Source organism: Parafrigoribacterium soli, assembly GCF_040227235.1.
In the GTDB taxonomy this organism is placed as follows: domain Bacteria; phylum Actinomycetota; class Actinomycetes; order Actinomycetales; family Microbacteriaceae; genus Parafrigoribacterium_A; species Parafrigoribacterium_A soli.
Map to the genome: position 1 here is coordinate 302,152 of NZ_JBELNZ010000002.1, position 26,815 is coordinate 328,966.

28 protein-coding genes are annotated in these 26,815 nt (G+C 66.6%); 18 read left to right on the forward strand and 10 right to left on the reverse strand.

Translation table 11 applies throughout. The features are described 5' to 3' along the window. The first annotated feature begins 189 nt into the window (after positions 1-189). Together ABUA37_RS05625 and ABUA37_RS05630 are read left to right on the forward strand one after the other, a co-directional pair. The gene (locus tag ABUA37_RS05625; RefSeq protein ID WP_349898150.1) at positions 190-1,518 is read left to right on the forward strand and encodes a M20/M25/M40 family metallo-hydrolase; all 1,329 of its coding nucleotides are present in this window, start codon (positions 190-192) and stop codon (positions 1,516-1,518) included. Between the two features lie 18 nt (positions 1,519-1,536). Continuing rightward, positions 1,537-2,394 (forward strand): undecaprenyl-diphosphate phosphatase, encoded by an 858-nt coding sequence (locus ABUA37_RS05630; RefSeq protein ID WP_349898151.1) that lies wholly within the window; start codon positions 1,537-1,539, stop codon positions 2,392-2,394. Between the two features lie 9 nt (positions 2,395-2,403). Here the strand turns inward: ABUA37_RS05630 and ABUA37_RS05635 are convergent, their stop codons facing one another. Then, positions 2,404-2,841 carry a VOC family protein gene (locus ABUA37_RS05635; RefSeq protein ID WP_349898152.1) on the reverse strand — a complete coding sequence of 146 codons (438 nt, stop codon included), beginning with the start codon at positions 2,839-2,841 and terminating at the stop codon, positions 2,404-2,406. 92 nt (positions 2,842-2,933) lie between these two features. Here ABUA37_RS05635 and mshC point away from each other — a divergent pair, with 92 nt between their 5' ends. Both mshC and ABUA37_RS05645 read left to right on the forward strand, forming a co-directional pair. Continuing rightward, positions 2,934-4,184, forward strand: coding sequence for a cysteine--1-D-myo-inosityl 2-amino-2-deoxy-alpha-D-glucopyranoside ligase (gene mshC, locus ABUA37_RS05640; RefSeq protein WP_349898153.1), 1,251 nt, complete (start codon positions 2,934-2,936; stop codon positions 4,182-4,184). Positions 4,185-4,277: 93 nt separating this feature from the next. Next, positions 4,278-4,781 carry a DinB family protein gene (locus ABUA37_RS05645; RefSeq protein ID WP_349898154.1) on the forward strand — a complete coding sequence of 168 codons (504 nt, stop codon included), beginning with the start codon at positions 4,278-4,280 and terminating at the stop codon, positions 4,779-4,781. 128 nt (positions 4,782-4,909) lie between these two features. Here the strand turns inward: ABUA37_RS05645 and ABUA37_RS05650 are convergent, their stop codons facing one another. Beyond that, the gene (locus ABUA37_RS05650; protein ID WP_349898155.1) at positions 4,910-5,839 is read right to left on the reverse strand and encodes a proteasome assembly chaperone family protein; all 930 of its coding nucleotides are present in this window, start codon (positions 5,837-5,839) and stop codon (positions 4,910-4,912) included. 85 nt (positions 5,840-5,924) lie between these two features. Here ABUA37_RS05650 and ABUA37_RS05655 point away from each other — a divergent pair, with 85 nt between their 5' ends. From ABUA37_RS05655 to ABUA37_RS05700, 10 genes are all read left to right on the forward strand, one after another. Further along, positions 5,925-6,599 (forward strand): HAD family hydrolase, encoded by a 675-nt coding sequence (locus ABUA37_RS05655; protein WP_349898156.1) that lies wholly within the window; start codon positions 5,925-5,927, stop codon positions 6,597-6,599. Beyond that, positions 6,596-7,609 (forward strand): tRNA (adenine-N1)-methyltransferase, encoded by a 1,014-nt coding sequence (locus ABUA37_RS05660; protein WP_349898157.1) that lies wholly within the window; start codon positions 6,596-6,598, stop codon positions 7,607-7,609. Before ABUA37_RS05655 ends, ABUA37_RS05660 begins: the two co-directional genes overlap by 4 nt. Before the next feature lie 38 nt (positions 7,610-7,647). Further along, entirely contained in the window at positions 7,648-8,589 is a 942-nt protein-coding gene (locus ABUA37_RS05665) for an FKBP-type peptidyl-prolyl cis-trans isomerase (protein ID WP_349898158.1), read from the forward strand. 13 nt (positions 8,590-8,602) lie between these two features. Beyond that, on the forward strand, positions 8,603-9,616 hold the full coding sequence (locus tag ABUA37_RS05670; RefSeq protein ID WP_349898159.1) for a helix-turn-helix transcriptional regulator: 1,014 nt from the start codon (positions 8,603-8,605) through the stop codon (positions 9,614-9,616). Then, entirely contained in the window at positions 9,609-10,586 is a 978-nt protein-coding gene (locus ABUA37_RS05675; RefSeq protein ID WP_349898160.1) for a helix-turn-helix transcriptional regulator, read from the forward strand. The genes ABUA37_RS05670 and ABUA37_RS05675 overlap by 8 nt, the downstream gene beginning before the upstream one ends. Positions 10,587-10,686: 100 nt before the next feature. After that, positions 10,687-10,920, forward strand: coding sequence for a twin-arginine translocase TatA/TatE family subunit (tatA, locus tag ABUA37_RS05680; RefSeq protein WP_349898161.1), 234 nt, complete (start codon positions 10,687-10,689; stop codon positions 10,918-10,920). 47 nt (positions 10,921-10,967) lie between these two features. Then, positions 10,968-11,729 carry a twin-arginine translocase subunit TatC gene (gene tatC / locus ABUA37_RS05685; RefSeq protein WP_349898162.1) on the forward strand — a complete coding sequence of 254 codons (762 nt, stop codon included), beginning with the start codon at positions 10,968-10,970 and terminating at the stop codon, positions 11,727-11,729. After that, on the forward strand, positions 11,726-14,179 hold the full coding sequence (locus ABUA37_RS05690; RefSeq protein ID WP_349898163.1) for a DEAD/DEAH box helicase: 2,454 nt from the start codon (positions 11,726-11,728) through the stop codon (positions 14,177-14,179). The genes tatC and ABUA37_RS05690 overlap by 4 nt, the downstream gene beginning before the upstream one ends. 49 nt (positions 14,180-14,228) lie before the next feature. Continuing rightward, on the forward strand, positions 14,229-15,761 hold the full coding sequence (lnt, locus tag ABUA37_RS05695; RefSeq protein WP_349898164.1) for an apolipoprotein N-acyltransferase: 1,533 nt from the start codon (positions 14,229-14,231) through the stop codon (positions 15,759-15,761). Continuing rightward, positions 15,754-16,473, forward strand: a complete 720-nt coding sequence (locus ABUA37_RS05700) for a polyprenol monophosphomannose synthase (RefSeq protein ID WP_349898165.1) — start codon at positions 15,754-15,756, stop codon at positions 16,471-16,473. The genes lnt and ABUA37_RS05700 overlap by 8 nt, the downstream gene beginning before the upstream one ends. Positions 16,474-16,499: 26 nt before the next feature. Here the strand turns inward: ABUA37_RS05700 and ABUA37_RS05705 are convergent, their stop codons facing one another. The 4 genes from ABUA37_RS05705 to ABUA37_RS05720 all read right to left on the reverse strand — a co-directional run bounded on the left by ABUA37_RS05705 (position 16,500) and on the right by ABUA37_RS05720 (position 19,107). After that, the gene (locus ABUA37_RS05705) at positions 16,500-16,865 is read right to left on the reverse strand and encodes an RNA polymerase-binding protein RbpA (RefSeq protein ID WP_349898166.1); all 366 of its coding nucleotides are present in this window, start codon (positions 16,863-16,865) and stop codon (positions 16,500-16,502) included. 103 nt (positions 16,866-16,968) lie between these two features. Further along, on the reverse strand, positions 16,969-17,742 hold the full coding sequence (locus tag ABUA37_RS05710) for a glycerophosphodiester phosphodiesterase family protein (protein WP_349898167.1): 774 nt from the start codon (positions 17,740-17,742) through the stop codon (positions 16,969-16,971). After that, positions 17,720-18,637 carry an SPFH domain-containing protein gene (locus ABUA37_RS05715; protein ID WP_349898168.1) on the reverse strand — a complete coding sequence of 306 codons (918 nt, stop codon included), beginning with the start codon at positions 18,635-18,637 and terminating at the stop codon, positions 17,720-17,722. The genes ABUA37_RS05710 and ABUA37_RS05715 overlap by 23 nt, the downstream gene beginning before the upstream one ends. Further along, complete coding sequence (locus ABUA37_RS05720) at positions 18,634-19,107, reverse strand: NfeD family protein (protein ID WP_349898169.1); 474 nt, start codon at positions 19,105-19,107, stop codon at positions 18,634-18,636. The genes ABUA37_RS05715 and ABUA37_RS05720 overlap by 4 nt, the downstream gene beginning before the upstream one ends. A 125-nt stretch (positions 19,108-19,232) precedes the next feature. On the opposite strand from ABUA37_RS05720, the gene ABUA37_RS05725 reads away from it, so the two are divergent. The 3 genes from ABUA37_RS05725 to ABUA37_RS05735 all read left to right on the forward strand — a co-directional run bounded on the left by ABUA37_RS05725 (position 19,233) and on the right by ABUA37_RS05735 (position 22,925). Then, positions 19,233-19,991, forward strand: coding sequence for an SDR family oxidoreductase (locus tag ABUA37_RS05725; protein WP_349898170.1), 759 nt, complete (start codon positions 19,233-19,235; stop codon positions 19,989-19,991). Between the two features lie 67 nt (positions 19,992-20,058). Next, positions 20,059-20,562, forward strand: a complete 504-nt coding sequence (locus tag ABUA37_RS05730; RefSeq protein WP_349898171.1) for a heme-degrading domain-containing protein — start codon at positions 20,059-20,061, stop codon at positions 20,560-20,562. Continuing rightward, entirely contained in the window at positions 20,559-22,925 is a 2,367-nt protein-coding gene (locus ABUA37_RS05735; protein ID WP_349898172.1) for an excinuclease ABC subunit UvrA, read from the forward strand. Before ABUA37_RS05730 ends, ABUA37_RS05735 begins: the two co-directional genes overlap by 4 nt. On the opposite strand, the gene ABUA37_RS05740 is transcribed toward ABUA37_RS05735, so the two are convergent. The 3 genes from ABUA37_RS05740 to ABUA37_RS05750 form a co-directional block, all read right to left on the reverse strand. After that, positions 22,910-24,133: a low temperature requirement protein A gene (locus tag ABUA37_RS05740; protein WP_349898173.1), complete on the reverse strand. Its 1,224-nt coding sequence runs from the start codon at positions 24,131-24,133 to the stop codon at positions 22,910-22,912. The two genes, ABUA37_RS05735 and ABUA37_RS05740, sit on opposite strands and share 16 nt — an antisense overlap. Before the next feature lie 167 nt (positions 24,134-24,300). Beyond that, positions 24,301-25,113 carry an MBL fold metallo-hydrolase gene (locus ABUA37_RS05745; RefSeq protein WP_349898174.1) on the reverse strand — a complete coding sequence of 271 codons (813 nt, stop codon included), beginning with the start codon at positions 25,111-25,113 and terminating at the stop codon, positions 24,301-24,303. Positions 25,114-25,124: 11 nt separating this feature from the next. Next, positions 25,125-25,700: a dihydrofolate reductase family protein gene (locus tag ABUA37_RS05750; protein WP_349898175.1), complete on the reverse strand. Its 576-nt coding sequence runs from the start codon at positions 25,698-25,700 to the stop codon at positions 25,125-25,127. A gap of 92 nt (positions 25,701-25,792) precedes the next feature. Here ABUA37_RS05750 and ABUA37_RS05755 point away from each other — a divergent pair, with 92 nt between their 5' ends. After that, entirely contained in the window at positions 25,793-26,236 is a 444-nt protein-coding gene (locus tag ABUA37_RS05755) for a winged helix-turn-helix transcriptional regulator (RefSeq protein WP_349898176.1), read from the forward strand. Here ABUA37_RS05755 and ABUA37_RS05760 read toward each other — a convergent pair. After that, a complete protein-coding gene (locus ABUA37_RS05760; protein WP_349898177.1) occupies positions 26,233-26,799 on the reverse strand; it encodes a TetR family transcriptional regulator in 567 nt (188 codons plus the stop codon). The two genes, ABUA37_RS05755 and ABUA37_RS05760, sit on opposite strands and share 4 nt — an antisense overlap. Between the last annotated feature and the right edge of the window lie 16 nt (positions 26,800-26,815).

The following is a 26,815-nucleotide window of genomic DNA, read 5'->3' on the forward strand; positions in this document are numbered from 1 at the left end:
CCGCTTGGACGACCGCGTACGAGAATAGCATGAGCGGGGCGGGGGTTCACGCCGATCACAGTGCGGCGAGCGCGACGGCTGCCGTTTGGCTCGAGGGCTGCCGCGCGAACGACCGCCGCGGCGACAAACGGCAGCCATCGGTGCGGGCGGGGCGGGGACAGCGGCGCCGCGCACCGGTACCGTGGAGCAATGTCCTCCAGCGCAGAAAATCCGGAACTCGACGCCACTGCGCAGATCGCGCGCGATCTCATCCGTTTCGACACCACGAATTACGGCGAAGGCAGATCGAACGGCGAGACGGATGCCGCCGAATACCTGGCAGCGCACCTCGAGAAGATGGGCCTGAAACCCCAGCTCTTCGACTCGGAGCCCGGACGCACGAGCGTCGTCGCGCGGGTGGAAGGGGTTTCGGCAGGCTCAACCAACGAACGCAAGCCAGCCCTCGTCGTGCACGGCCACAGCGACGTCGTTCCCGCCCAGCCCGACAACTGGTCGGTCGACCCCTTCGAGGGCGTCGTCAAAGACGGCATGCTCTGGGGTCGCGGGGCGGTGGACATGAAGAACATGGATGCGATGATGATCACGGCGCTGCAGGACATCCTCGGTTCCGGCCGCCAGCCCGCGCGAGACCTCGTCATCGCATTCTTTGCCGACGAAGAAGCCGGGGGAGTGCTCGGCTCCCACCACCTCGTCGATACGCATCCAGAACTCTTTGCCGGTGCCACTGAGGCGATCAGCGAGGTGGGCGGCTACTCGATCACCTTCAACAACCAGCGCGCGTACCTGCTGCAGACGGGCGAGAAGTCGCTCGTCTGGGCCAAACTCATCGCGCGCGGGCAGGCCGCCCACGGCTCGCGCCTCATCCACGACAATGCCGTCACCCGCCTCGCCGAGGCCGTCGCCAAGGTGGGGCACAGGCAATGGCCCATCCGGCTCACCGACACGACAACCGAACTGCTCGGCGAGATTGCACGCATCCTCGGCGTCGACCCACAGAAGGTCGGGCCGGATGAGCTGGCCATCGCCACGGGAACGGCCGCCGGCTTCATCCAGGCCACGCTGCGCACCACAACCAACCCCACGATGCTCACCGCCGGGTACAAGCACAACGTCATCCCCGACACGGCCGAGGCCCTGATCGACATCCGCACACTCGCGGGCGAAGAGGATGCCGTGCTCGCCGAACTTGCCGACCTGATCGGTCCAGACATCGAGATCGTCACCATGCACCGCGACATCGGGCTCGAGACCTCCTTCGACGGACCCCTCGTCGACGCCATCACCGCGACCCTCAACGCGCACGACCCGGGTGCGCCGGTGCTGCCGTACCTGTTGAGCGGCGGCACAGACAACAAGGCGCTCAGCAAGCTCGGCATCAAGGGCTACGGGTTCGCGCCGCTCAAACTGCCGGCAGAGCTCGACTTTCCCGCGATGTTCCATGGTGTTGACGAGCGCGTGCCGCTCGACGCATTAGTCTTTGGCAGGCGGGTTCTCACCGACCTGCTGCTCACCTATTAGCTCGCAGAACGGACCGCCGTGGACCTCATCAACGCGATCATCCTCGGCCTCGTCCAGGGGCTCACCGAGTTCCTGCCGATCTCGTCGAGCGCGCACATCCGTATCATCGGCGAATTACTCGGCACTGGCGCAGACCCGGGAGCCGCCTTCACCGCGATCATCCAGATAGGCACCGAGGCCGCAGTCGTCGTCTACTTCTGGCACGACATCGTGCGCATCATCTCCACCTGGTTCCGGTCGCTGTTCGGGCGGGTGCCACGCAACGATCCCAACGCGAAGCTCGGCTGGTTCATCATCTTCGGCAGCATCCCGATCGTCGTGCTCGGGCTGCTGTTCCAAACGCAGATCGAAACCGTGCTGCGCTCCCTGTGGGTCATCGCAGCGACGATGATCATCTTCGGCATCCTGCTCGGGTTCGCCGACTACGTCGGAGCCAAGAAACGCAGGCTCAAGGACCTCACCATTCCGCACGCCACCGTCTACGGCTTCGCCCAGTCGCTCGCGCTCATCCCCGGCGTCTCACGCTCGGGCGGCACCATTACCGCCGGTCTCTTCATGGGCTACGAGCGCAAGGCAGCGGCGCGATACTCGTTCCTTCTCGCCATCCCCGCGGTGCTCGGCAGCGGTTTCTACCAGCTGTACAAGTCCATCAAGGAGCCGTGCGTCTCGGCGGCCGCACACTGCACGCCCGAGGTCTTCAACGGTGTCGAGACGGCCGTGGCCACGGCGGTCGCGTTCGTCGTCGGCCTTCTGGTCATCGCCTTCTTCATGAGTTACATCTCGAAGCGGTCGTTCCTGCCGTTCGTGATCTACCGGCTGCTGGTCGGCGTCGTCCTCGCCGTACTCCTACTCACGGGCGTGCTTCAGGCCTACTAAAGTCGGAGGTCAGCTCTTCTTCAACTGCTGGGCGAGCATCACGATGATCCCGCTCGGCCCGCGGAGGTAGGAGAGCTTGTAGAGGCCCTGATAGTCGGCCACGCCACGCAGTGGGTGACATCCGTGCTTCGCCGCTGTCGCGATGGCTTCGTCTATGTCATCGACTGAGAAAGCGACCCGGTGCATTCCGATCTCATGGGGAAGCGTCGGTTCCGTCTCGATCGCTTCGGGGTGGATGTACTCGAAGAGCTCGAGACGTCCATGTCCGTCCGGCGTCTGAAGCATGGCGATCTTCGCGTGGTTGCCGTCAAGGCCGACAGCGGTGTCGGCCCAATCGCCACTGACCGTGTCGCGACCCACCACCGTAAGACCAAGGTCGGTGAAGAACGAGATCGTCGCTTCCAGGTCACGAACGGCGATCCCGACATTCTCAAGTGCGATGGGCATGCTGCATGCTACCGAGGGCCGCCCGCGACTTCCAGCGGTATGCGAAGCCGGAGGCGTCGGCGACGCACCTGTCGGTCAATTAGGCTCGGAGGGTGAAGTCCTGGAGCGCGCCCGACATTCCGGCGCTGCCAGGAACGGGACCTGTGCCGCGCATTTTCGACAGCGCGAGCCGCTCGCTCAAGCCGGCCACGGCATCCGCGGGGCGGGGCGACAGCCCCGTCGCGTCGCTCTACGTGTGCGGCATCACGCCCTACGACGCCACCCACCTCGGGCACGCCGCGACGTACCTGGCCTTCGACACCCTCGTGCGGCTCTGGCTCGATGCCGGCTATGAGGTGCGCTACGCGCAGAACGTCACGGATGTCGACGACCCGCTCCTCGAGCGCGCCACCGCTACCCGCGTGGACTGGCGCGAGCTCGCGGCCGGCCAGATCGACCTGTTCCGCTCAGACATGCAGCAGCTGTCGATCGTGCCGCCGCAGTACTACCTCGGGGTAACCGAGGTGATTCCGCAGGTCGCGGATGCCGTGCGAACGCTCCGCGACGCCGCAATCGCCTACCCGGTCGACAGTCCGGATGCCGCAGCCGACCTCTACTTCGACAACGCCGCCGCGACCGCGAGCTCGCCCTGGCACCTCGGCGCCGAGAGCAATCTCGACCGCGCGACGATGCTGCAGCTCTCCGCGGAGCGCGGGGGAGACCCGGAGCGGGCGGGCAAGCGCGACGCCCTCGACCCACTGCTCTGGCGCGCCGAACGGATGGGCGAGCCGGCCTGGGAGTCTGTCGTCGGCCGCGGCCGCCCCGGCTGGCACATCGAATGTGCCGTCATCGCGCTCGAGTTCCTTCCCACGCCGCTGACCGTCAACGGCGGCGGCTCAGACCTGCTCTTCCCGCACCACGAGTTCAGCGCCGCCCACGCCGCGGCGCTCAGCGGGCACCCGCTCGCCGACAGCTACCTGCACACCGGAATGGTCGGCTACCAGGGCGAGAAGATGAGCAAATCGCTCGGCAACCTCGTGCTCGTCTCGCAGCTGACGGCGCGGGGTGTCGACCCGCGGGCCATCCGCCTCGCCCTGCTCGCGGAGCACTACCGCAGCGACTGGGAGTGGACGGACGCGAAGCTCGCCGACGCCGAGGAGCGACTCGCGCGCTGGGAGGCATGGGCTGGGTCCGCCGACGAAACGGCTGACACGGACCTGCTGGGCACACTGCGCACGACGCTCGCCGAGGACCTCGACGCACCGGGCGCGCTGCGCCTGATCGACGACGCCATCACCTCGGGGACGCCGGCCTCCGCCGCGGCCATCGCGGCGATCAACGCGCTGCTCGGCATCCGCCTCTAACTCGTTCGCTGAGCCTGTCGAAGCGAGCCTGTCGAAGCGCCCATCCGATGCGCCCCTTCGACAAGCTCAGGGACCGCGCGATAGCGTGTCCGCATGTCAGAAAAGACGACTCTCCAGCACTTCCTCGATGAGCAGCGCAACGCTGTACTGGCGATCATCGAGGGCCTCGACGAGGCCCAGCTGCGATCCGCGGTGCTGCCCTCCGGATGGACCCCGATCGGTATGATCGAGCACCTGGGCGGCGCCGAGCAGCACTGGTTCCAGGATGTCGCCCTCGGCCAACTGTCGGAGGAGTACAGCTGGCCGGATGAGGTCGAGGATCCGTACGATCCGGATGCGCCGTTCGCGACCCGGCACAGTAGCGATGCGGTCATCGCCTTCTATCGTCGACAGTGCGAGATCTCGAACGAGGTACTGGAGAGCACGTCGCTCGACACCGCACCGGTCGGCCAGCACAACCGGGAGTGGCCGGGGGAGGACATCGACAGCCTTCGCTGGATCGCCCTGCACCTCATCGAGGAGACGGCGAGGCACGCCGGGCACCTCGATGCCGCGCGCGAGCTCCTCGACGGCGCGACGGGGCTCGGGCCGCGCTGACGACGGTCGCTGAGCTTGGGCCCACGCCGCCGGTTCCGAACGATTCGAAGAATCGGGCGGCCGCGCCGGCGGGGAGCGAAGCGCCCTTCGACAAGCTCAGGGAACGCGACAAGCTCAGGGAACGCGAGCTACGGCCGCCACGGCTCGTCGGGCTTGCCGTCGCCCTTGCCGCCGTCGCGCTTGCGCAGGTAGCGCTCGAACTCTTGGGCGATCGCCTCACCGCTCGCCTCGGGGGAGTCCACCGTGTCTCTCGCCGCCTCGAGCTGGGCGATGTATGTCGCCATGTCGTCGTCCTCCGCGGCGAGCGCGTCGATCCCGCTCTCCCAGGCGGCGGACTCAGTCACCAGATCTCCGCGAGGGATCACGACATCGATGATCTCCTCGAGCTTGTCGATGATCGCGAGCGTGGCCTTGGGAGAGGGAGCGTTGTGCACGTAGTGCGGCACCGACGCCCAGATCGAGACCGTCGGAATCCCCGCGGCCTCGGCCGCCTCACCCAGCACCGAGAGGATGCCGACCGGCCCCTCATAGCTGCTGCGCTCCACCCCGAGCTGCTTGCGCACGGCCGCGTTCTCGCTCGTCACGAAGACCGAGATCGGCCTCGTGTGGGGAACATCGGCGAGCATTGCACCGAGGAACACGATGCCGCTGATGCGCGTGTCGTGCAGGGTCGCCATGATCTCGGCTGTGAAGGTGCGCCAGCCACGAGAGGGCTCGGTGCCGAGGAGGAGGTAGATGTTCGAGCCGTTGTCCGCGCTCATGTCGAGCTGCGCGTCTTCGGCGAGCCGCCGCACCTTCTTGCGGCGCTGCGAGGTTGGACCGTACATGGTCACGTTCGGCCAGACGAGCATGCGGTTGCCGTCTTCATCCTGAGTCGTGGTCGGCCGATTGAACTGGAAGTCGAAGTACTCCTCGGCGTCCACCTCCGCGATCGGATACAGGTCAAGCTGGTCCTTCAGGCTGCGCACGACACCGCTGGCCGCCTCGCCCGCGTCGTTCCACCCCTCGAACGCGACGACGAGCAGCCGTCCGCTCAGGATTCCCGCGCTAGTGCTCACCGCATACCCTCACTGGCCCAAGCCGTGGCGGCTCAACCCTCCCGTCAAGGATAGAACGTGCTGCCCGTCCAACTAGAATCAGGCGGTGACTCAACAGCATCCGGCCGCCGTCCTGTGGGACATGGATGGCACCCTCATCGACACCGAGCCGTACTGGCTGAGCGCCGAGCGGGAGCTGGTGCTGTCCTTCGGCGGAACCTGGTCCCACGAGGATGGCCTCCAACTCGTGGGCAACGGTCTCTGGGAGTCCGCCGCAATCTTTCAGGAGCGCGGCGTCGCGCTCGACGCCGACGAGATCGTGTCGCGCCTCACCGACCGGGTGCTCGAACAGATCGAGGCCGAGGTGCCGTGGCGCCCGGGATCGAGGGAACTGCTCAAGGCGGTGCGTGATGCCGGCATTCCCACCGCACTCGTCACCATGTCGGTTCGCCGGATGGCCGAGTATGTCGTCTCCGCCGTCGGGTTCGAAGCCTTCGACGCGGTCGTCGCGGGCGACACCGTGACGCACAGCAAGCCGCATCCGGAGCCGTACCTCAAGGCGGCGGAGCTGCTGGGTGTCGACCCCGCGCAATGTGTCGCGCTCGAAGACTCTGCTCCGGGCCTCACCTCGGCCCTCGCCGCGGGCACGACCGTCATCGGCGTGCCCCTCCACGTGCCGCTCGAAGAGGGCCCGGGCCACACGATCTGGCACACCCTCGAGGGCAGCACCCTCAACGACCTCCTCGCCGTGTACCGCGACTCGCTCGGAGTGACGGCGTGAGCGCCGGTGCCCAACGCAGGCAGAGCGGACCGTTCCGACTCGGCGACAAGGTGCAGCTCACTGGACCCAAGGGCAGGCTCAACACCATCACGCTCGAGGCGGGCAAGGTCTTCCACACTCACCGCGGCATGATCGAGCACGACGCCCTCGTCGGCCTGCCCGACGCCTCCGTCGTCACGAGCACCACGGATGACGAATACCTCGCGCTTCGACCGCTGCTCAACGACTTCGTCATGTCGATGCCGCGCGGGGCAGCCATCATCTACCCGAAGGATGCCGCGCAGATCCTCGCGCTCGGCGACATCTTCCCCGGCGCGACCGTGGTCGAGGCCGGCGTCGGCTCCGGAGCGCTGTCGCTCTGGCTGCTGCGCGCGATAGGCGACGAAGGCACGCTCCTCTCCTTCGAGCGGCGGGAGGAGTTCGCCGCCGTCGCCAAGGGCAACGTCGCGAGCTTCCTCGGTGCCGAACCGCAGAACTGGTCTGTCGTCGTCGGCGACCTCGTGGAGGCGCTGCCGACATCCGTCACCGCTGGCTCGGTCGACCGCATCCTGCTCGACATGCTCGCACCCTGGGAGTGCATCGAGGCCTGCGCCGAGGCCCTCACGCCCGGCGGCGTGCTGGTCTGCTACATCGCCACCGTGACGCAGCTGTCGAGGGTGGCCGAAGCCATCCGCCACAGCGGCCTATTCACCGAACCAGACTCCTCGGAGACCATGGTGCGCGGCTGGCACGTCGAGGGGCTCGCGGTGCGCCCGGATCACCGGATGGTCGCCCACACGGGCTTCCTGCTCACCGCCAGAAGGCTCGCACCGGACGTCATCCTGCCGCAACTCAAGCGCCGCGCCTCGAAGAGCGATTTCAGCGATGCGGATGTCGACGCCTGGACCCCGGGAGCCCTCGGCGACCGCACCGCGTCGCCCAAGCGCGTGCGCAAGGCCGCTCGAGAGGCCCAGTCTGCGGCGGAGCACGCCATGCGTGCGGAGGCGGGCGAGGACGCACCGTCCGCCTAGAATTGGAAAACTTCACGACCTGACTGAAAGAAGGATTCGTGCGCAAGACACTCGCGCTGATCGCAACCCTCGGTGTTCTGACCGCTCTGACCGCCTGCTCCGGCGGGGGAGCGCAAGGCTGCGACAACCCCATGGTCTCCGGCGCCGCCTCATCAGTCGTGAAGGCGACGGGTGCCGTCGGCTCCGCGCCCAAGATCGACTTTCCGACTCCGATCACCTCCAAAACCACGCAGAAGACCGAGCTGATCAAGGGCAAGGGCGCCGAGCTGCAGCCCGGCCAGCCGGTCCTGTTCGAGGCCACGCTGCTGAATGGTGCCGACGGCAAGGTCATCGACAAGACCGGCTACACCGAGGGCGCCAAGAACCTGCTCACCCTCGGCCAGCCCGACCTCTCGGCCCTCAGCCACGGACTCGAGTGCTCGCGCGTCGGCTCGCGCGTCGTCATCGCCACCTCAGACAAGGCGGGCGCCAAGACGGGTGGCGTGAAGGCGGACGGCAAGCCCGGCTCCGTCATCTTCGTCGCCGACATCACCAAGGCCTTCCTGACCAAGGCCAACGGTGCCCCACAGGCGTCCCAGTCCGGCATGCCCGAGGTCGTGCTGGCTCCAAACGGCCGCCCCGGCATCACCGTCCCGCAGCACAGCGCGCCCAAGAAGCTCAAGGTCAACGTGCTCAAGGCGGGCGATGGTAAGAAGATCACCGAGGGCGACACGGTCGTCATGAAGTACACCGGTGTGGTCTGGGATGACGCCAGCAGCGTCTTCGATTCGACCTGGACGAAGAACCAGGCTGTCATGATCAAGGTGGCGAAAGACACCGTCGTCGCGGGCTTCGTCAAGGGACTCGTCGGCCAGAAGGTCGGCTCCCAGGTGCTGCTGGTCATCCCTCCGAAGGAGGGCTACGGCGCCAAGGGGCAGGGCGAGGTGCCCGCGAATGCCACGATCATCTTCGTCGTCGACATCCTGGGAATCTCCAACTAACTAGAATCTTGTCGTGGCTCAGTCCAGTTCTCCCAGGGTCCCGGTCGAGGAGCGTCTCTTCAGCCTCGTCCTGGCCTTGCTGGCGACCGAAACCGGCCTGAGCAAGAACGAGATCCTCTCCACGGTGCAGGGGTATCGCCAGCGCTACTCCGCCTCGGGCGACAACTCCAATCTCGAGCGCCAGTTCGAGCGCGACAAAGACGACATTCGCGAGCTCGGTGTGCCGCTCGAAACGATCGATGCGCCCGGGCAGGCGGGCAACAATCAGAACCTTCGCTACCGCATCCCGCGCGGAGCCTACGAGTTGCCGAGCGACATCTCCTTCTCGGCGGAGGAGACGGCGCTGCTCAGCCTCGCCGCGATGGTCTGGCGCGAGGGCTCACTCTCCGCGGAGTCACGCAGGGCCATCGTCAAGCTGCGCTCCCTCGGCGGCGGCACGGGGGAGCCGGTGCTCGGTTACGTGCCCAGCCTTCGCGTGCGCGATGCCGCGTTCGAGCCCCTGCGATCGGCGCTCGAGAAGCACCAGATCGTGCGATTCTCCTATCTCAAGCCAGGCGAGGCGGATGCACGGGTGCGCACCGTCGCGCCGCTCGCGCTCGTGCAGCACCAGGGTCGCTGGCACCTCCACGCCCTGGAGCCCGACACTCGGGTCACCAAGACCTTCCTTCTGCGCCGCATCGTGAGCCAGGTGACCACGACGGGCAAGACCTTCGTGCCCGACGACACGGACCAGTCGAGCGCGGCCCTCGCGGAGCTCGAACAGGTGTGGAACTCGCACACGGCCGAGGTCGAGGTCACTCCAGACTCGGATGCCGCGGCCAGGCTTCGCAAGCGTCGCGGCACCCGCACGACGGCATCCGGCACCCTGCTGCTGCACTATTCGGACGCGAACATCGTCGCCGACGAACTGGCGGGTTACGGCCCTGAGGTGCTCGTGCTCTCGCCGCCGGAGCTGCGGCTCGCGGTGAGCGCACGACTGCGTCTCGTCGCGCAGGAGCACATGTCGGAGGGCGGCAGCAATGGCTGAGCGGCGTGGACCACTGCAGGCGCAGGACAAGCTCGCCTTCCTGCTCTCGCTCGTTCCCTTCCTCATGGACCACGAGCGCATCAGCGTTGGCGAGGTCGCCAGTCACTTCTCGGTTCCCGAGGAGGAGGTGCGCGAGGCGGTCAGGCTGATTGCCGTCTCCGGCATACCAGGCGAGACGGGCCAGTACCAGCACGGCGACCTCTTCGACCTCGCCTGGGATGACTTCGAAGACAACGACCAGATCGTGCTCACCCACCTGGTCGCGATCGATGATTCGCCCCGCTTTTCGGGTCGCGAGGCCGCCGCGCTCATCGCGGGCCTCCAGTACCTTTCCGCGCTGCCGGAGCACGCGGACCGCGCCGCGATCGCCTCGCTCATGGCCAAGCTCTCTCGCGGGGCATCGGCGCCGCCGAGCCAGCTCGCTGTCGAAGACTCCGAGACGGATGCGACCCTCGCGATCATCCGAGAGTCCGTCGCGGCGGGTGTGCAGCTCGAGTTCGACTACCTCGATTCCCGCGGGGAGCACGAGCACCGCAGGGTCGATCCGCTGCGCATCGAGTCTCTGGATGCCGACTGGTACCTGCGCGCGTGGTGCCACCTGCGCGAGGCCGTGCGCACCTTCCGGCTCGACCGCATCAGCAACCCGCAGACCACGAGCGAGCCGATCAGCTATCACGCCGACGAGGTGAAGCTCTCCGAGAAGCTCTTCGAGGGCTCGGCTGACGACCGCATGGTGACGATCGACGTCGCGCCCGGAGCGCTGCCCCTGCTCGCCGACTACATTCCCGAGGCCGCGAGTTCTGTCGAGCGGGACGGACGCGTGCGCACCACCGTCCGCGTATCGCACTACCACGGGCTCAAGCGGCTCGTTGCGGCGCTCCCGGGCCTCGTCAGCGTGGTCGAACCACCCGAGGCACGACGGATGGTGGCGGAGTGGGCGGCCGCCGGCGCTGCCCGCTACGAGAGCTAGTTTCAGGCGCGGCAAACGTTCCTCGTTCGTGACACCGGGTCCCTGAAAAGCACGGTAAACTGATTCGAATTGTTGTTCCCGATCCTAAGGACGTAGCACCGTGGCTGGTTTGACCGGATGGCACTTTCTGATCATTGCGCTGATTATCCTGTTGCTGTTCGGTGCAACGAGACTTCCCGCGCTAGCCAAGGGCGTTGGCCAGTCGATGAAGGTCTTCAAGAATGAGATGAAGACCGACGAAAACGGCAAGAAGCTTCCCACTGACGCCGAGGCAAGCACCGCGAGCACCGACGCAGCTCATGCGGACTCCGCAGAGTCCAAGCCCAAGTCGTAGTTTCCGTGGCTGCGCGCACCAAGCGAGGCGCACAAAGCGAAGGCCGCATGTCGCTCCGCCAGCATCTGGTTGAGCTTCGCAAGAGACTCTTTCGCTCTGCGGGCGCGATTCTCCTGTTTTCCGTCGGCGGATTTTTCGTGGGCGACTATGTGCTCGATGCGCTTCGCCAACCGATCCTCGCCGCAAGCAAGGAACACGGCGTCAAGACGCTGCTCAACTACTCGGGCGCGACGGCAGCGTTCGATCTTCACCTTCAGATCGCGTTCTTCGTGGGCATCATCGCATCGAGCCCCATCTGGCTCTACCAGATCTTCGCCTTCCTGGTCCCCGGCCTCACCGGGCGCGAGAAGAAGTACACCTTCGGCTTCTTCTTCTCGACGGTTCCGCTGTTCCTCGCCGGATGCGCGGCCGGCTGGCTCGTGCTGCCGCACATGTTCCTGCTCCTGAACTCCTTCGTCTCCAGCCAGGACGCGAACTTCCTCGACGCCAAGGACTACTTCGGATTCGCGGTCAAGCTCATCCTTGCCGTGGGCCTCGCCTTCATCCTCCCGGTGTTCCTCGTGCTCCTGAACTTCATGAGCATCCTGTCCGCCAAGGCGATCCTCAAGGCGTGGCGCTGGGCCATCCTCGTCATCATCGTCTTCTGTGCAATCGCCACGCCCTCGGCCGACGTCATCTCGATGTTCCTCCTGGCGATCCCGATCATCATGCTGTACTTCATCGCCGTCGGCATCGCCTTCCTGCACGACCGGGCAGCGGCTAAACGCGCGGCAGCGCTCGAAAACGAGTACGACACAGCCGCCGCATGACGCAGGAGCTCTCACCCGCAGAGCGCTATGCAGCGTCCCGTAACCGCAGTTCGCTGCCGCAGCTTGAGGACTTTCGCAGCAGGCTTGCGTTCGACCTTGACGCCTTCCAGCTGAGCGCCTGCGGCTCTCTCGAGGAGGGCAAGAGCGTGCTCGTCGCCGCGCCCACCGGCGCCGGCAAGACGATCGTTGCCGAGTTCGCGGTCTACCTGGCCATGCAGCGGCCCCGGGCAAAGGTGTTCTACACCGCGCCGATGAAGGCGCTGAGCAACCAGAAGTACCAGGAGTTCCTCGCCGAATACGGGCCGGATGAGGTGGGCCTGCTCACGGGCGACACCAACATCAACTCGCAGGCCCGCATCGTGGTGATGACGACCGAGGTCCTGCGCAACATGCTCTACGCGGACTCCGACCTCCTCGGCGAACTCGCCTTCGTGGTGATGGACGAGGTGCACTATCTCGCAGACCGCTTCCGCGGCGCCGTGTGGGAGGAGGTCATCATCCACCTTCCCCAGCACGTGCGCCTGGTCTCGCTCAGCGCGACGGTGTCGAACGCCGAGGAGTTCGGCGACTGGCTGCAGGCCGTGCGCGGAGACACCGCGGTGGTCGTCTCCGAGGAGCGCCCCGTGCCGCTCGACCAGCACGTGCTGGTGCGCAGTAAGCTCCTCAACCTGTTCGATGCCACAGCAACCGACACACACCATGCGCCGGCGACGATGCCGCGCGTCAATCCCGAACTGGTGCGACTCGCCGCCTCGAGCGGCCGATCGATGGGCGGCAGGCGGCAGAGCGAACTGGGTCGGTACCACGCGAGGCAGGCGCGCGAGAGCGGGCGGATGGACCGGGCCGCACTCGTCGAGCTCCTCGACTCCCAGAACCTGTTGCCCGCGGTGTTCTTCATCTTCAGCCGCGCCGGATGCGACGGAGCCGTCAGCCAGGTACTCCGGGCCGGCGTGCGGCTCACGACCACCACCGAACGCGACGAGATCCGGGAGATCGTCGAGGAGCGCTGCCGCACCCTTCGCGACGAAGACCTGGCCGTGCTCGGCTACTGGGACTGGCTCGGGGGGCTCGAGCGCGGCGTCGCGGCCCACCACGCGGGCATGCTGCCCGCCTTCAAGGAGGTCGTCGAGGAGCTCTTCCAGCGCAAGCTCGTCAAGGTCGTCTTCGCCACCGAGACGCTCTCGCTCGGCATGAACATGCCCGCGCGCACCGTCGTGCTCGAGAAGCTCGAGAAGTTCAACGGCGAGGCGAGGGTGCCGATCACGCCGGGGGAGTACACCCAGCTCACCGGCCGGGCAGGCCGCCGCGGCATCGACGTGGAGGGACACTCGGTCATCCAGTGGCAGGAGGGTCTCGACCCGCAGGCCGTCGCCTCCCTCGCATCCCGGCGCACCTATCCGCTCAACTCGAGTTTCAGCCCCACCTACAACATGGCCGTCAACCTGATCGAGCAGTTCGGTCGTGACCGCACTCGGGAGGTGCTGGAGTCATCCTTCGCCCAGTTCCAGGCGGATCGCGCCGTCGTCGACCTCGCCCGCAAGGTGCGCAGCCAGGAGGAATCGCTCGCCGGATATGCGAAGTCGATGCAGTGCCACCTGGGCGACTTCGCCGAGTACTCCGGCATCCGGCGGGAACTCACCGACCTCGAACGCAAGGGCGCGCTGCGGGGGGACCAGCAGCAGTCTCGCGCCGCTCGGGAGAAGCGTCAGCGCAAACTCGCCGAACTCCGCAGGCGCCTCAAGCAGCATCCGTGCAACGGCTGTCGGGATCGCGAGTCCCACGCCAGGTGGGCGGAGCGCTGGTGGAAGCTGAAGAAGCAGACGGATGATCTCAGCCGGCAGATCAGGTCCCGCACCGGCGCCGTAGCCAAGGTCTTCGATCGCGTCAGCGAGGTGCTGCTCGAGCTCGGCTATCTCGTGCGGGACTCCGACGGCACCGTCACCGTCGGGCCGCACGGCAGAATCCTGCGCCGCATCTACGGCGAGCGCGACCTGCTCGTCGCGGAGTGCCTGCGTCGCAATGTCTGGAACGACCTCGACCCGGCCGCTCTCGCCGCGATGGCCGCGACGCTCGTGTACGAGCCGCGACGCGACGAGGGACAGCCATCCGATCGTTACCTGCCGAAGGGTGCGTTCCGACCGGCGCTCGAGAAAACCACTGAGCTCTGGAGCAGGCTCGACGACCTCGAGCAGGAGCACAGGCTGCCGGGCAGCAACCCGCTCTCCACCGGGCTCGCGCTCGCGATGAATCGCTGGGCGCAGGGCGCACACCTCGATTCCGTGCTGAGCGACGCAGACCTCGCGGCGGGCGACTTCGTGCGGATGTGCAAGCAGACGATCGACCTTCTCGACCAGATCTCGCTCGTCGCGAGCGCCACGGTCGCGCGAAACGCGCGCGCGGCGCTGGAAGCGATCAGGCGCGGCATCGTCGCGTACTCGAGCGTCGCGTAAGACCCGCGGTGCCAGAACTCTCCCCGTCGCGACAATCTAGGCTGTCCTAGTGCACCCCAGACCGAGACCGCCGCTGTCGCTGGCCTGGGCCGCAGCCGCAGCCGCTCTCGGTGGGGGAGTGAATGCCGGAGCGTTTCCCGTGCTGGGCTGGTGGCCGCTGATCTTCCTCGGCACCGGCATGATCCTCTGGTCGCTGCGCGGTCGCAGCGTCGCGGGCTCCCTCCTCATCGGGCTCATCGCCGGCTTCGCGTTCTTCGGCTGCCACATCCTGTGGCTCACCGTGTACCTGGGCCCGATTCCCTGGCTGGCGCTGGCGGGCCTCGAGGCAATCTTTTTCGCGCTCGGAGCGATGCTGATGTCGCTGGCCTGGCGGTGGGCGCCCCTCATCTGGACAACCCGCGCCTCACGCATCGCCGGCATCCCGCTCGTGCTCGCGGGACTGTGGACCCTGCGCGAGGCCGTCACGAGCGTCTGGCCCTACGGCGGCTTCTCCTGGGGCAGGCTCGCCTTCTCGCAGTCCGACAGTCCGTTTGCGACGCTCGTCACCTGGGTCGGAGTCTCGGGGCTGAGCTTCCTCCTCGCGTGGGTGAGCGCCCTCGCGCTGCAGTTGCTGCTCGAGGTCGGTTTCGACTGGCCCGTGCGGGGGATCGTCGCCACCGCTGCGGCGCTCGCGCTGGTGGCGATCCCGGCGTGGCCCGTGCAGTCCTCCGGCACGATGCGGGTGGCCGCGGTGCAGGGAAACGCGGATGCCGGCCTCTTCGCACAGCATCCGCCCGGCACGACGCTCGACGACCACCTGCAGGCGACCGTGCCGCTGTTCGGCAAGAAGGCGGATGTCGTGGTCTGGCCAGAGAACGCGGCCGACGTCGACCCGCTCCGTAACCCGCAGTCGGCCCAGGTGCTCGACTTCGTCACCCAGCGCATGGGCGCCCCGCTCGTCACGGGCACGATCACCGAAGACGACAAGGGTCGCGTGTTCAACAGCCTGCTGCTCTGGAAGTCGGGCAAGGGCTCCGTACAGCAGTACGACAAGATCCATCCCGTGCCGTTTGCCGAATATCTGCCGGATCGCGCCTTCTGGTACCCGCTGGCACCGGATCTGCTCGACATGGTGCCGCGCGACTACTCCTTCGGCCAGCGCTCGAACGTCTTCGACATCAACGGCATCAAGGCCGGGGTGGCGATCTGCTTCGACATCGTCGACGACTCGCTCGTGCGGCAGATGATCAGCGGGGGAGCGCAGCTCATCCTGGCCCCGACAAACAACGCCGACTTCGGCCACAGCGACGAGTCGCGCCAGCAGATCGCGATCGCCAGACTCCGCGCGATCGAGACCGGTCGCAGCGTGGTCAACATCTCGACGGTGGGCATGAGCGGCATGTTCGCTCCCGATGGACGCGTCATCGCCCAACTGCCCGACTACAGGGCGGGGGCGATGCTCGAGAACGTGCCGCTGTCGTCTACCGTGACGCCGGCAATGGCGATCGGTCCGGCCGTCGAGTGGCTGGCCTGCGGCATCGGGGTATCCGGCCTGGTGCTCGGTCTCCTGCTGACGCTCGCGCGAAGGACGCGCCGTGGCTGACGTTCTCGTGATCGTGCCCACCTACAACGAGGCGGAGAGCCTGCCGTCGCTTCTCGGCCGGCTGCGTCAGGCTGTGCCCGACGCGGACGTGCTCATCGTCGACGACGCGAGCCCCGACGGCACCGGTGCGTTGGCCGACGAGCTCGCGGCGGGCGATGCCTCGGTCTCCGTGCTGCACCGGCGCGGCAAAGAGGGGCTGGGGGTCGCGTATCGGGCCGGATTCGCGCGCGCGGAGGCGGCCGGATATCGCTTTGTCGTCGAGATGGATGCCGACGGCTCCCACGATCCGGTCGAGTTGTTGCCCATGCTCGAGTCCGCCCGCGACGGCGCCGACCTCGTGATCGGCTCGCGGTGGGTTCCCGGCGGTCGCGTGCTGCACTGGCCGTGGCTGCGCCAGGCGATTTCGCGCGTGGGCAACGCCTACGCCAGGCGGATGCTCCGGTCGCGCGTGCGCGACCTCACCTCGGGCTACCGGGTGTTCAGGGCGGATGCGCTGCGTTCGCTCGATCTCTCCGCCGTCTCGTCCCAGGGCTATTGCTTCCAGGTCGAGATGGCGTGGCGCATCGAGCGCGCGGGGAGCGCCGTCGTGGAGCATCCCATCGTCTTCACCGAACGCGCGGCCGGGCGCTCCAAGATGCACCTCGGCATCGTTGCGGAGGCGTTATTCAGGGTCACCCTGTGGGGCCTCGCCGTTCGGGCGCGCCGAAACTAGTTAAACGATGCGACCCTCAGAGCCGCTCAGGCGCCGATCTTGTGCTGGCCGCGACGCGCACGAAGGTAGTCGAGTCGCTCCTGAAGCAACTCTTCAAGCTCGGGCCGCGTACGACGCTCGAGCAGCATGTCCCAGTGGCTGCGAGGCACCTTTACGTCTGCCTCGTCAAACTCGACCTGATGACCGTTGTCATCGAGGAGTCGACCCGACTGGCCGCTCTTCGGCGACTCCCACTCGGTCGGTACATCCGCCTCAGCAGAGAACATGACCTCGAACGTCGAGCCGTCGGCGGCTTGGTAAGTACTCTTCTTCCGCGGGGAAAAGGTGACGCCCTCTTCGCTCTGGAGGCTCTGGGATCCGAGCCTCATTCCGCGCAAACTGCGATCCGCCATTGTGTGGTCCCTTCTCGCGATGCATTCAAAGTTATAAACCCCCAAGCTGGGTAGAACCTTTCCGCCCCGCGCCATTCCCAGCCCCTTCACAGACTGAGGGGGATCAGATACCGGAGCGGAGGAGTTCCATCGCGAGGTCTGCACGGTCGGTAACGAGTCCGTCGACCCCGAGATCCAGCAATCTCGTCATCGTGGGCACGTCATTGACGGTCCAGACGTGCACCTCGATCCCGGCGGCATGCACCAGTCGCAGTTGACGGGGCGTCACCGTGTTCATTCCGGCCGCGCGCTCGGGAATCTGCACGGCATCCACGTTCCTGAGCGCGAGACGCAGCAGCGAAGAGAGCCCGAGTTTTCCCGCGACGAGCGCGACGCCGAACAGGGGAGCGGATGCCGAGCTCGCGACGCCGGGAAGGTCTCGAACGGCGGCGGCCCTCCTCCGCTCGCTGAACGAGGTGACGAGAACCCGAGAGGTCGCGTTCGCGGCCCGGATCGCCCTGATCGTCGGTTCCACCGCATCCGCCGATTTCACGTCGATGTTGAAGCGCGTCTCGGGAAAGCCGTCGAGTGCCTCCGCAAGGCTCGAGAACACCTGCCCGTTGCCGAGTTCGAGGCGGCCGAGCTGCGCCATCGTGAGTTCGCTCACGCGGGTGTCACGCCCCAGCAGCCGGGAGAGATCCGGATCGTGGCTGATCACGGCGATACCGTCGCTGCTCGCGTGCACGTCGGTCTCGATGTGCGTGACGCCCACCGCGACCGCCTTCGCAAACGCGAGCAGCGTGTTTTCCGGTGCGCCGATCGCCAGCCCCCGGTGAGCGAGCACGCGCGGGGGAGCGGCGGTGAAGAAGCCGGGGCTACGCGGTGGGCGGGGCTGCACCCTTATTACCCAGGAAGCCGGCGCCGATGTTCTGCATGGCATCCGTGAACTCAGACGGGATGATCCACAGCTTGTTCGACTCGCCCTCCGCGAGCTTCGGCAGCGTGAGGAGGTATTGGTACGCGAGGAGCTTCGGATCGGCGTCACCGTCGTGAATCGCCTTGAAGACCGTCGTGATGGCCTGCCCCTCGCCCTCGGCACGCAGCACGGTCGCCTTCGCGTCGCCCTCTGCCTCGAGGATGGCGGCCTGCCTGGCACCCTCGGCCTGCAAGATGGCGGCCTGCTTGGTTCCCTCGGCGGTGAGGATGGCGGCGCGCTTGTCACGCTCGGCGCGCATCTGCTTCTCCATCGAGTCCTGGATCGAGAGCGGCGGGTCGATGGCCTTGAGCTCGACCCGGCCCACGCGAATGCCCCACTTGCCCGTTGCCTCGTCGAGCACGATGCGCAGCTGCCCGTTAATGTTGTCGCGGCTGGTGAGCGCCTGCTCGAGGTTGAGCCCACCCACGACGTTACGCAGCGTGGTGGTGGTCAGCTGCTCGACGGCGCCGAGATAGTTGGCAATCTCGTAGGTCGCGGCGCGCGCATCCGTCACCTGGAAGTAGACGACCGTATCGATCGACACCACGAGGTTGTCCTCGGTGATCACGGGCTGGGGTGGGAACGAGACCACCTGCTCACGCATATCGATGAGCGGGCGCAGTCGGTCGATGAAGGGAATGAGGATGTTGAGCCCCGGCGAGAGCGTCTTGTGGTACTTGCCGAGTCGCTCCACGATGCCCGCGGTGGCCTGCGGCACGATCCGGATGGAGCGGAACAGGATCACCAGCACGAAAATCGCGACGATGATGAGCAGGATCACGAGGATCACCTGCCCAAAGATCTGGCCCTCGTTCATTGTGCGATCCTTTCGGACGGGACGACCATGGCGGTCGCCCCCTCGATTGCGGTGACTATGACGTTCTCGCCGACCTCGACAACGCGCTGGGCGCTGCTCTGTGAAAGCCTCGCGGTCCACACCTCACCGTTGGCGAGCTTGGCGTGCCCCTGGCCATCGACGAACTCCGTGGTGACGACGCCCGTGAGACCGAGGAGGGCATCCACGTTGCTGGGTGTGCGGTCGCTGCCGCGCTCCAACACGCGCTTCAGCCACGGCCGCACGAGGAACAACAGGAGCACGGATAGCACGGCGGCGACGATGATCTGGCCCGACACGGGAAGACCCAGAAGGCCGGAGGCGAGACCGCCAAGACTGCCGATGGCGAGCATCAGGAAGGTGAAGTCGACGGTGCTGACCTCAATGATCACAAAGACGAGCACGAGCCCGAGCCACAGCAGCCAGGAGTAACTGACGATGAATTCGACCATGGCGGGCTCCTCTTGAGTCACACTGAAACTATCATCACGACCCGATCGGTAGTGAGCGTTCTTGCTATTCTCGGGATGGAGCCGGCCGCCGCCCGCTCAGGACCGAAACTCAGGAGTTGAATCACGTGACCAATCCACTTGCCGCAGGCTCACTCGACGGCAAGCGTGCGCTCGTCACGGGATCCTCGCGCGGCATCGGAGCCGACACCGCCACCTATCTCGCCGGCGCCGGGGCGAGCGTCGTCATCAACTTCCGCAACAAGGAGAAGCGCGCCCTCCAGCTGGTCGAGAAGATCGAGGCCGATGGCGGCACGGCCATCGCCGTCGGGGCAGACCTCACCGATCCCCAGTCCGTTTCCGGGATGTTCGACACCGTTGCCCAGGCCTGGGGCGGCCTCGACATCCTCGTTTTGAATGCCTCGGGCGGCATGGAAGCCGGGATGGCCGAGGACTACGCGATGAAGCTCAATCGCGACGCGCAGGTGAACCTGCTCGAGACCGCGATCCCGCTGCTCGCTCCGGGCTCGCGCGTCGTCTTCGTCACGAGCCACCAGGCGCACTTCATCAAGACGGTCGAGACGATGCCGGAGTACCTCCCGGTGGCGCTGAGCAAGCGAGCGGGCGAAGACGCGCTGCGCGATCAGCTCCCGCGTCTGGAGGAGGCGGGCATCGAGTTCGTCGTCGTCTCCGGCGACATGATCGAGGGCACGATCACGGCAACCCTGCTGGAGCGCGCGAATCCGGGCGCCATCGAGGCCCGCAAGGAGGCGGCAGGACGGCTGTACAACGTCGGCGAGTTCGCCGCGGAGGTCGCCCTCGCCGCGGTCGAACCCGTGGCCACCGACCACACCAGGTATGTCGGAGACGTCAGCAATTTCGCCTGAGGCCTGCGGTCATCCGATAAATACTGATCCGGCGGTAACCCGTCCCTGGCGCAGAATGGAGAACGTGGTGTCGAACGACGCAGTGAACGAGGATGCCGAGGCGCTGATGGCAGAGATCGAAGCGCAGGAGAAGCGGTTGGTCTTCACTCGCTTCAGCCACGAGGACGCGTGGGCCCTCGGCAGCATCCTCGTCGGCTTCGGCACGGAGCGCAGCCTGCCGATCACCATCGACATCACCCGCGGCGACCAGCAGCTCTTCCACGCGGCCCTCGCCGGAACCGCCGCGAACAACGACGACTGGGTCGCGCGCAAGACTCGCACCGTGCGCAGGTACGGCGTCAGTTCCTTCCTCGTCGGACTGCGGCACCGCTCATCCGGAACGCCGTTCGAGACGAGGCCCTGGGCCGAGAACACTCTCTACGCGGCCCACGGCGGATGCTTCCCCATCGCGATCAGGGACAGCGGCGTGATCGGCACCGTCACCGTCTCGGGCCTCGCCCAGGCGGATGACCACGCGCTCGTCGTCGAGGCGATCGAGGTATTCCTCGCCCGCGAATCGAGCACGCCGTGACCGCGAACGCACGGCACGCCGCCGACAGCCACGACCTCATCCGCGTGCACGGCGCCCGGGAGAACAACCTCAAGAACGTGCACCTCGAGCTTCCGAAGCGCAGGCTCACGGTCTTCACGGGGGTCTCGGGGTCGGGCAAGAGTTCGCTCGTCTTCGGTACCATCGCGGCCGAGTCGCAGCGCATGATCAACGAGACCTACAGTTCCTTCGTGCAGGGCTTCATGCCCACGCTCGCCCGCCCGGATGTCGACCTGCTGGAGGGACTGACGACGGCGATCATCGTGGACCAGGAGCGGATGGGTGCGAATGTGCGCTCCACCGTCGGCACGGCCACCGACGCCAACGCATTCCTGCGCATCCTGTTCAGCAGGCTCGGTCAGCCGAACATCGGCTCGCCGCAGGCCTTCTCGTTCAATGTCGCCTCGGTCAGCGGCGCGGGCGCCATCAAGTTCGAGCGCGGCGGCGAGACCGTCAAGGAACGTCGCGACTTCAGCATCACCGGTGGAATGTGCCCGCGCTGCGAGGGCATGGGGACGGTCAACGACTTCGACCTCGGCGAGCTGTACGACGACAGCAAGTCGCTCAGCGAGGGTGCGCTCACGGTGCCGGGCTACAGCATGGAGGGCTGGTACGGCCGGATCTTCGGCGGCAGCGGCTTCTTCGACATGGACAAGCCGATCAGCAAGTTCAGCAAGAAGGAACTTGACGACCTTCTTTATAAGGAACCGACCAAGATCAAGGTCGAGGGCATCAACCTCACCTACGAGGGTCTGATCCCGAAGATTCAGAAGTCGTACCTCTCCAAGGACAGGGAGGCGATGCAGCCGCACGTTCGGGCCTTCGTGGACCGCGTGATCACCTTCGCGACCTGCCCGGAGTGCGGCGGAACCCGCCTCAACGAGGGCGCACGGTCCTCAAAGATCAACGGCATCAGCATTGCGGATGCCTGTGCCATGCAGATCAGCGACCTCGCCGAGTGGGTGCGCGGCCTCGACGAGCCCTCGCTCGCCCCGCTGCTCACATCGCTGGGGGAGACGCTCGACTCCTTCGTGCGGATTGGGCTCGGTTACCTCAGCCTCGATCGGCCGGCGGGAACGCTCTCGGGCGGCGAGGCGCAGCGCACCAAGATGATCCGCCATCTCGGCTCGTCGCTCACCGACGTGACCTATGTCTTCGACGAACCGACCATCGGCCTTCACCCGCACGACATCCAGCAGATGAACGAGCTCCTGCTGCAGCTGCGGGACAAGGGCAACACGGTGCTCGTGGTGGAGCACAAACCGGAGACGATCGGGATCGCCGACCACGTCGTCGACCTCGGGCCCGGTGCCGGAACGGCCGGGGGAGAGGTCGTCTACGAGGGGACGGTAGAGGGGCTGCGGGCGAGCTCAACGCTGACCGGCCGGCATCTCGACGACAAAGTCAGCGTCAAGGGCGACGTGCGCACGTCATCCGGTGCGCTCGAAGTTCGCGGTGCGAACGCCCACAATCTTCAGAATGTCGACGTGGACATCCCGCTCGGAGTGCTGACCGTGGTGACGGGGGTCGCGGGGTCGGGCAAGAGTTCGCTGATCCGCGGTTCGGTGTCGGGTCGGGATGGCGTGGTGTCGATCGACCAGGGCGCCATCCGCGGTTCCCGACGCAGCAATCCGGCGACGTACACGGGGTTGCTCGAGCCAATCCGCAAGGCCTTCGCCAAGGCGAACGGTGTCAAGCCGGCACTCTTCAGCGCGAACTCGGAGGGCGCCTGCCCGAACTGCAACGGCGCGGGTGTCATCTACACCGACCTCGGCGTGATGGCGGGGGTGGCCACGACCTGCGAGGTGTGCGAGGGCAAGCGGTTCCAGGCCGCAGTGCTCGAGTACCGCTTCGGCGGTCGCAACATCGCGGAGGTGCTGGCGATGCCGGTCACCGAAGCCGAGGAATTCTTTGGCGCGGGGGAGTCGCGCATCCCGGCGGCCCACGCCATCCTGGAACGGCTCGCGGACGTTGGACTCGGTTACCTGAGCCTCGGACAGCCGCTGACGACCCTGTCCGGCGGCGAACGCCAGCGACTCAAGCTGGCGACCCACATGGGGGAGAAGGGCAACGTCTACGTGCTCGACGAGCCGACGACGGGCCTGCATCTGGCGGATGTCGAGAACCTGCTCGGCCTGCTCGACCGGCTCGTGGACTCTGGCAGGTCGGTCATCCTCATCGAGCACCACCAGGCGGTGATGGCTCACGCCGACTGGATCATCGACCTGGGGCCCGGAGCCGGTCACGACGGCGGACGAATCGTGTTCGAGGGAACGCCTGCGGATCTTGTCGCGGATCGCTCAACGCTCACCGGCAAGCATCTCGCGACCTACATCGGCGCCTGAGCCTGGTCGGCGACGCGAAGCTGGCGCGTCCGTGACTCCACGAACACCAGCGCGGCGCCGGCAAGCACGAAAACGCTGAAGTAAGCGATCGGCGGGAGCTGCGCAGCAAGCATCGCCGCAGGAATGAACGCGATCGCCACCGCGATGCGGAAAATCAAGATGCGTCCGGTCACGCGGTGCCAGATGGCCACCGTGGCGAGCAGGATGAGAGACCCACCGGTTCCGATGGCGATCGCACCAAACAAGCCGATGCCCTGCCACTCTGCGATGTGCGGCATCGCTGACTCGATACCTGCCGCGGTGAGCAAGATTCCGGCGACGATGGGGAAGTGGGCGAAGGTATAGATGAGCGTGGCATCTTCGAGCCGCTTCGCCGAGCGCGTCTGGAGCGCGTCCTTGACGGCGTTCGAAAAACGGTGGAAGTAGAGCCACCAGACCACGATGTTGCCGGCTACCGCGAGGAAGACACCGGCAATGAGCGCTCCGCCGATCTCAACACCCCGCAGACCCGTCCCCATGGAGACCACCGATTCCCCCAGGGCGAGAATCACCACCAGCCCAAAGCGCTCTGCCGCGTGCGCCGTGGAGTTCACCCGGAAGTCTCCACGACTGGAACTGAAGAAGACGGCGGCCGCGTCGTAGACGAGAGCTGCAAGCCACAGCCACGTCTGAGCGGGGCCGCCCAACCACGCGCCGGCAGCGAGAAGCACGGCCATGGGTGCGACGGCAATGGAATTGGTGAGAATGAGCTGCCGCTTCAATCCTGGATCGTCGCGTGCAGCGATCAGGTACAGCCCGAAGTGAATCAGTCGGACCAAGACATAGGCGATGACAAGAACGAACGGCTCCAACCGCGGACCGTAGTCGTCCGCGAACGCCTCAGGGACGGCGAAGGCGATGACGAACATCAGGGCCGCAGCGAGCCCGAGTCCGATGGGCATCAGGCCCCGATCCGCATACGCCTGGTTACCCAGCCATGCGTAGGCGATCCACGACCACCAGAGCAATCCCAGAATGATCAGCCCGCGAAGGATCCCCGGTGCATCGTGGTGGTGTGCCATGGTCTGGGTGACCTGGGTGAAGGCGAACACGAGGATGAGGTCGAAGAAGAGTTCGAGTTCATTGACCCCGTGGCCGTCGCCCGCGACGCGCACCGAGTTGAGAATTCGCGCGGTGGGCCGCGAGCCGCCGTTCGGTCTTCCAGCCATTCCGACCCTTTGGTAAGTGGACGATCGTTCCATATATTACCGATGCGGCGCTCCGGCTATGGCAAGTGAGCAATGGCCGTGTGCCGGCCGCAAGCGGGCGGCTCCAGCGCGACGGGTCCGGGCAGCCCCGTCCGGCATAATCTCAATCGCTGATAATGCACATTATGTCAGGTCAGCCGAGCGAGATACTCCCGCTGCCTGGCGTGCGCCTCTCCCACCCATTCCCACCCGGGCTGTGCGTGGGGCCCGATTCGCGGGTCGGCGGGTTCCACACCGTCGCGCAGCGCAAGCACATAGGCCCGGTCCAGCGCAATGCGTTTCCGGTACTCCGCGCCTCCCACAACCGATCCGTGGCCCGGGATCACGATGTCGACGGCGTCCGCAACGCCCTCGAGCCGCTCCAGCGCGGTCAGGTAATCCTCGATCGGATTCTCGGCCATGCCGTTGAGCATGGGAATGAGGACATCCGAGAGCATGTCCCCCGCCACGAGCACGCCGTGCTCCTCGACCAGCAGCGCCGCGTGCCCGGGAGCGTGCGCCTCGTGCTCAATGATCCGGATGCCGGGGCCGTCCCACGGGATCCGATCGGCACCGGCATCCAGCGCGGTGATGCGGCCGAACAGCGCGTCCACCGGAATCTCATCCGCGATATCCGGCGGAAGCATCCCCGCGACCATGGCCTCCCACCCAGGCGTCGAGAGCCGCCCCCGAATGGCCGCGGCGCAGCGAGCAGTGCCGTAGCGAGGCGCATCACCCAGCTCGGGATGCCACAGGAGATGATCCCAGTGCGGGTGGGTCGAAAAGCCCGCGACGACGGTGTCCCCCGCTTCGCGCAGATCGCTCGCGATAGTCGCGAGCTCGTCGCGGCTGATCCCGGCATCGATCAGCACGACTCCCGAGGCGCCGCGAACAACGACGGCGTTGCTCTTCAGAAAGTCACTCTCGTGGACGAAGACATCGTCGGCGACCCGGGTCAGCATCCGCACTCCGCTCAGTGTCGAATCGCGTAGCGATGCAGGGTGACGCCCGCCTCGAATGATCCCTGCTCGAGCAGTTCGAGGTCGATCGGCCGGTCGTAGTCGTCAAACAGCGGCCGACCGAAGCCGAGGATCGACGGATGCGTGAAGAGCATCAGTTCATCGAGCAGGTCAGCTCGCAGCAGTTGGGTGGCGATGGTGGCACCGCCCACGCCGATGCGACCGTCGGTCTCGGCACGGAACTGCGCCAGTTGCTCGATCGCGTCGTCTCCCCCGAAGATCCGGGTGTTGTAGTCGGCGCTGGTTCGCGTGCGAGACACGAGCACCTTCGGCGCATCGGTCCAGATCTCTCCGTACTCGCGCAGAAACTCCGGCAGCGAGTCGTCGGTACGTGCAGCAGGCCAGAATTCCTCCATCGTTTCGTAGATGACCCGGCCCTGCACCATCGCGTCGAGCTGCCGCGCCCGCGCGTTGAATTCGCGGTGCAGCGACTCCCCGATGTGCAACCACTCCCCTGCGCCATCGTCGCCCGGAACCTGCTCGATGCGCAGGTCGACCGAGACGTTCATCCAGTACACGAAACGGCCCATCAGCTCCTCTTTCCCAGAGTGGTTGCGCTTTGCAACTACTATATTGAGGTGTCGAGCCTTGTCAAGGTTTGAAGTTCAGGAAAGGAGGAATCGTGCGGCCACTCCCCGGAGACGCGATCAGCGCGGCAACCGACGTGCTCGCCGATCGCTGGACCCTTCTCATCCTGCGCGACGTGATCCTCTCCGACCGTCGCCACTTCCGCGCATTGCTCACCGGGTCCGACGCGGGAATCGCATCGAACATCCTCGCCGACCGCCTCGTTCGGCTCGTGGAGGCCGGCATCCTCCGCCGCGGCACCGCCGCCAGGGGGCAGCGCGCCCGCTACAGCCTCACCGAGGCCGGCATCCGGACCGTACCGATCCTCCATGCCCTGGGCACCTGGGGACTCGATTGGCGCGGCGATGCGGATGCGCCGCCTCGCAGCGGCTCACCCGCTGAGGAGCTGGCACAGCTTGAGCGGCTCATGGACGACCTCCGCGCCCGCCACCTTGGAGATGCAGTGACGAATGTCGCGCGGTCGGCGCCGGAGCGCTAGGCGACGAGCGACCGCAACTGTTCTACCGACTCGCGGATGTACGCGGTCAGACTCTTCTCGACCACGGCTTGCTCGACCCAGGCCCCGACCGCGCTCTGCAGCAGCACGCTCGCGAGACCGGCGAGCACCGCTGCCGTCTGCCCATCGAGGCCGCGTTCCCGCAGCGCGACTATCGCCGTTTCGGTCGACAGTTGCTGTTTCCGCAGCGCACGCTCACGCAGTCCCTCGTCGCTCGCGACGACGGTGCGCCAATTGCGCAGGTCCGCGAAGCGTGGTTCGAAGATGGTCGCCGCCGCCGCTTCGAGCGCGTACTGCACGAGGTCCATCGCGCTCAGGTCCGACGGCGCTCCCCGGATGACGTCCGCAAACTGCGACCGCATCTCCGCTTCCCCCGAGAACAGCACCTCGCGCTTATCGGCGAAATAGCGGAAGAAGGTGCGCGTGGTCAGCCCCGCGCGCCCGGTGATCTGCGGCACCGTCGTTGCCGCGAAGCCCTGCTCGGCAAACAGCTCCAATGCCGCTCGCTCGAGGCGCTCGCGCGCATCCGGATCCCATCTGCCCATGTCGCAAGGCTACCTC

Coding starts and splice junctions, on each gene's coding strand:
- ABUA37_RS05625 (WP_349898150.1), top strand. CDS start 190: ATGTCCTCCAGCGCAGAAAATCCGGAACTCGACGCCACTGCGCAGATC.
- ABUA37_RS05635 (WP_349898152.1), bottom strand. CDS start 2,841: ATGCCCATCGCACTTGAGAATGTCGGGATCGCCGTTCGTGACCTGGAA.
- ABUA37_RS05645 (WP_349898154.1), top strand. CDS start 4,278: ATGTCAGAAAAGACGACTCTCCAGCACTTCCTCGATGAGCAGCGCAAC.
- ABUA37_RS05675 (WP_349898160.1), top strand. CDS start 9,609: ATGGCTGAGCGGCGTGGACCACTGCAGGCGCAGGACAAGCTCGCCTTC.
- tatC (WP_349898162.1), top strand. CDS start 10,968: ATGTCGCTCCGCCAGCATCTGGTTGAGCTTCGCAAGAGACTCTTTCGC.
- ABUA37_RS05690 (WP_349898163.1), top strand. CDS start 11,726: ATGACGCAGGAGCTCTCACCCGCAGAGCGCTATGCAGCGTCCCGTAAC.
- ABUA37_RS05705 (WP_349898166.1), bottom strand. CDS start 16,865: ATGGCGGATCGCAGTTTGCGCGGAATGAGGCTCGGATCCCAGAGCCTC.
- ABUA37_RS05715 (WP_349898168.1), bottom strand. CDS start 18,637: ATGAACGAGGGCCAGATCTTTGGGCAGGTGATCCTCGTGATCCTGCTC.
- ABUA37_RS05720 (WP_349898169.1), bottom strand. CDS start 19,107: ATGGTCGAATTCATCGTCAGTTACTCCTGGCTGCTGTGGCTCGGGCTC.
- ABUA37_RS05740 (WP_349898173.1), bottom strand. CDS start 24,133: ATGGCTGGAAGACCGAACGGCGGCTCGCGGCCCACCGCGCGAATTCTC.
- ABUA37_RS05745 (WP_349898174.1), bottom strand. CDS start 25,113: ATGCTGACCCGGGTCGCCGACGATGTCTTCGTCCACGAGAGTGACTTT.
- ABUA37_RS05750 (WP_349898175.1), bottom strand. CDS start 25,700: ATGGGCCGTTTCGTGTACTGGATGAACGTCTCGGTCGACCTGCGCATC.
- ABUA37_RS05760 (WP_349898177.1), bottom strand. CDS start 26,799: ATGGGCAGATGGGATCCGGATGCGCGCGAGCGCCTCGAGCGAGCGGCA.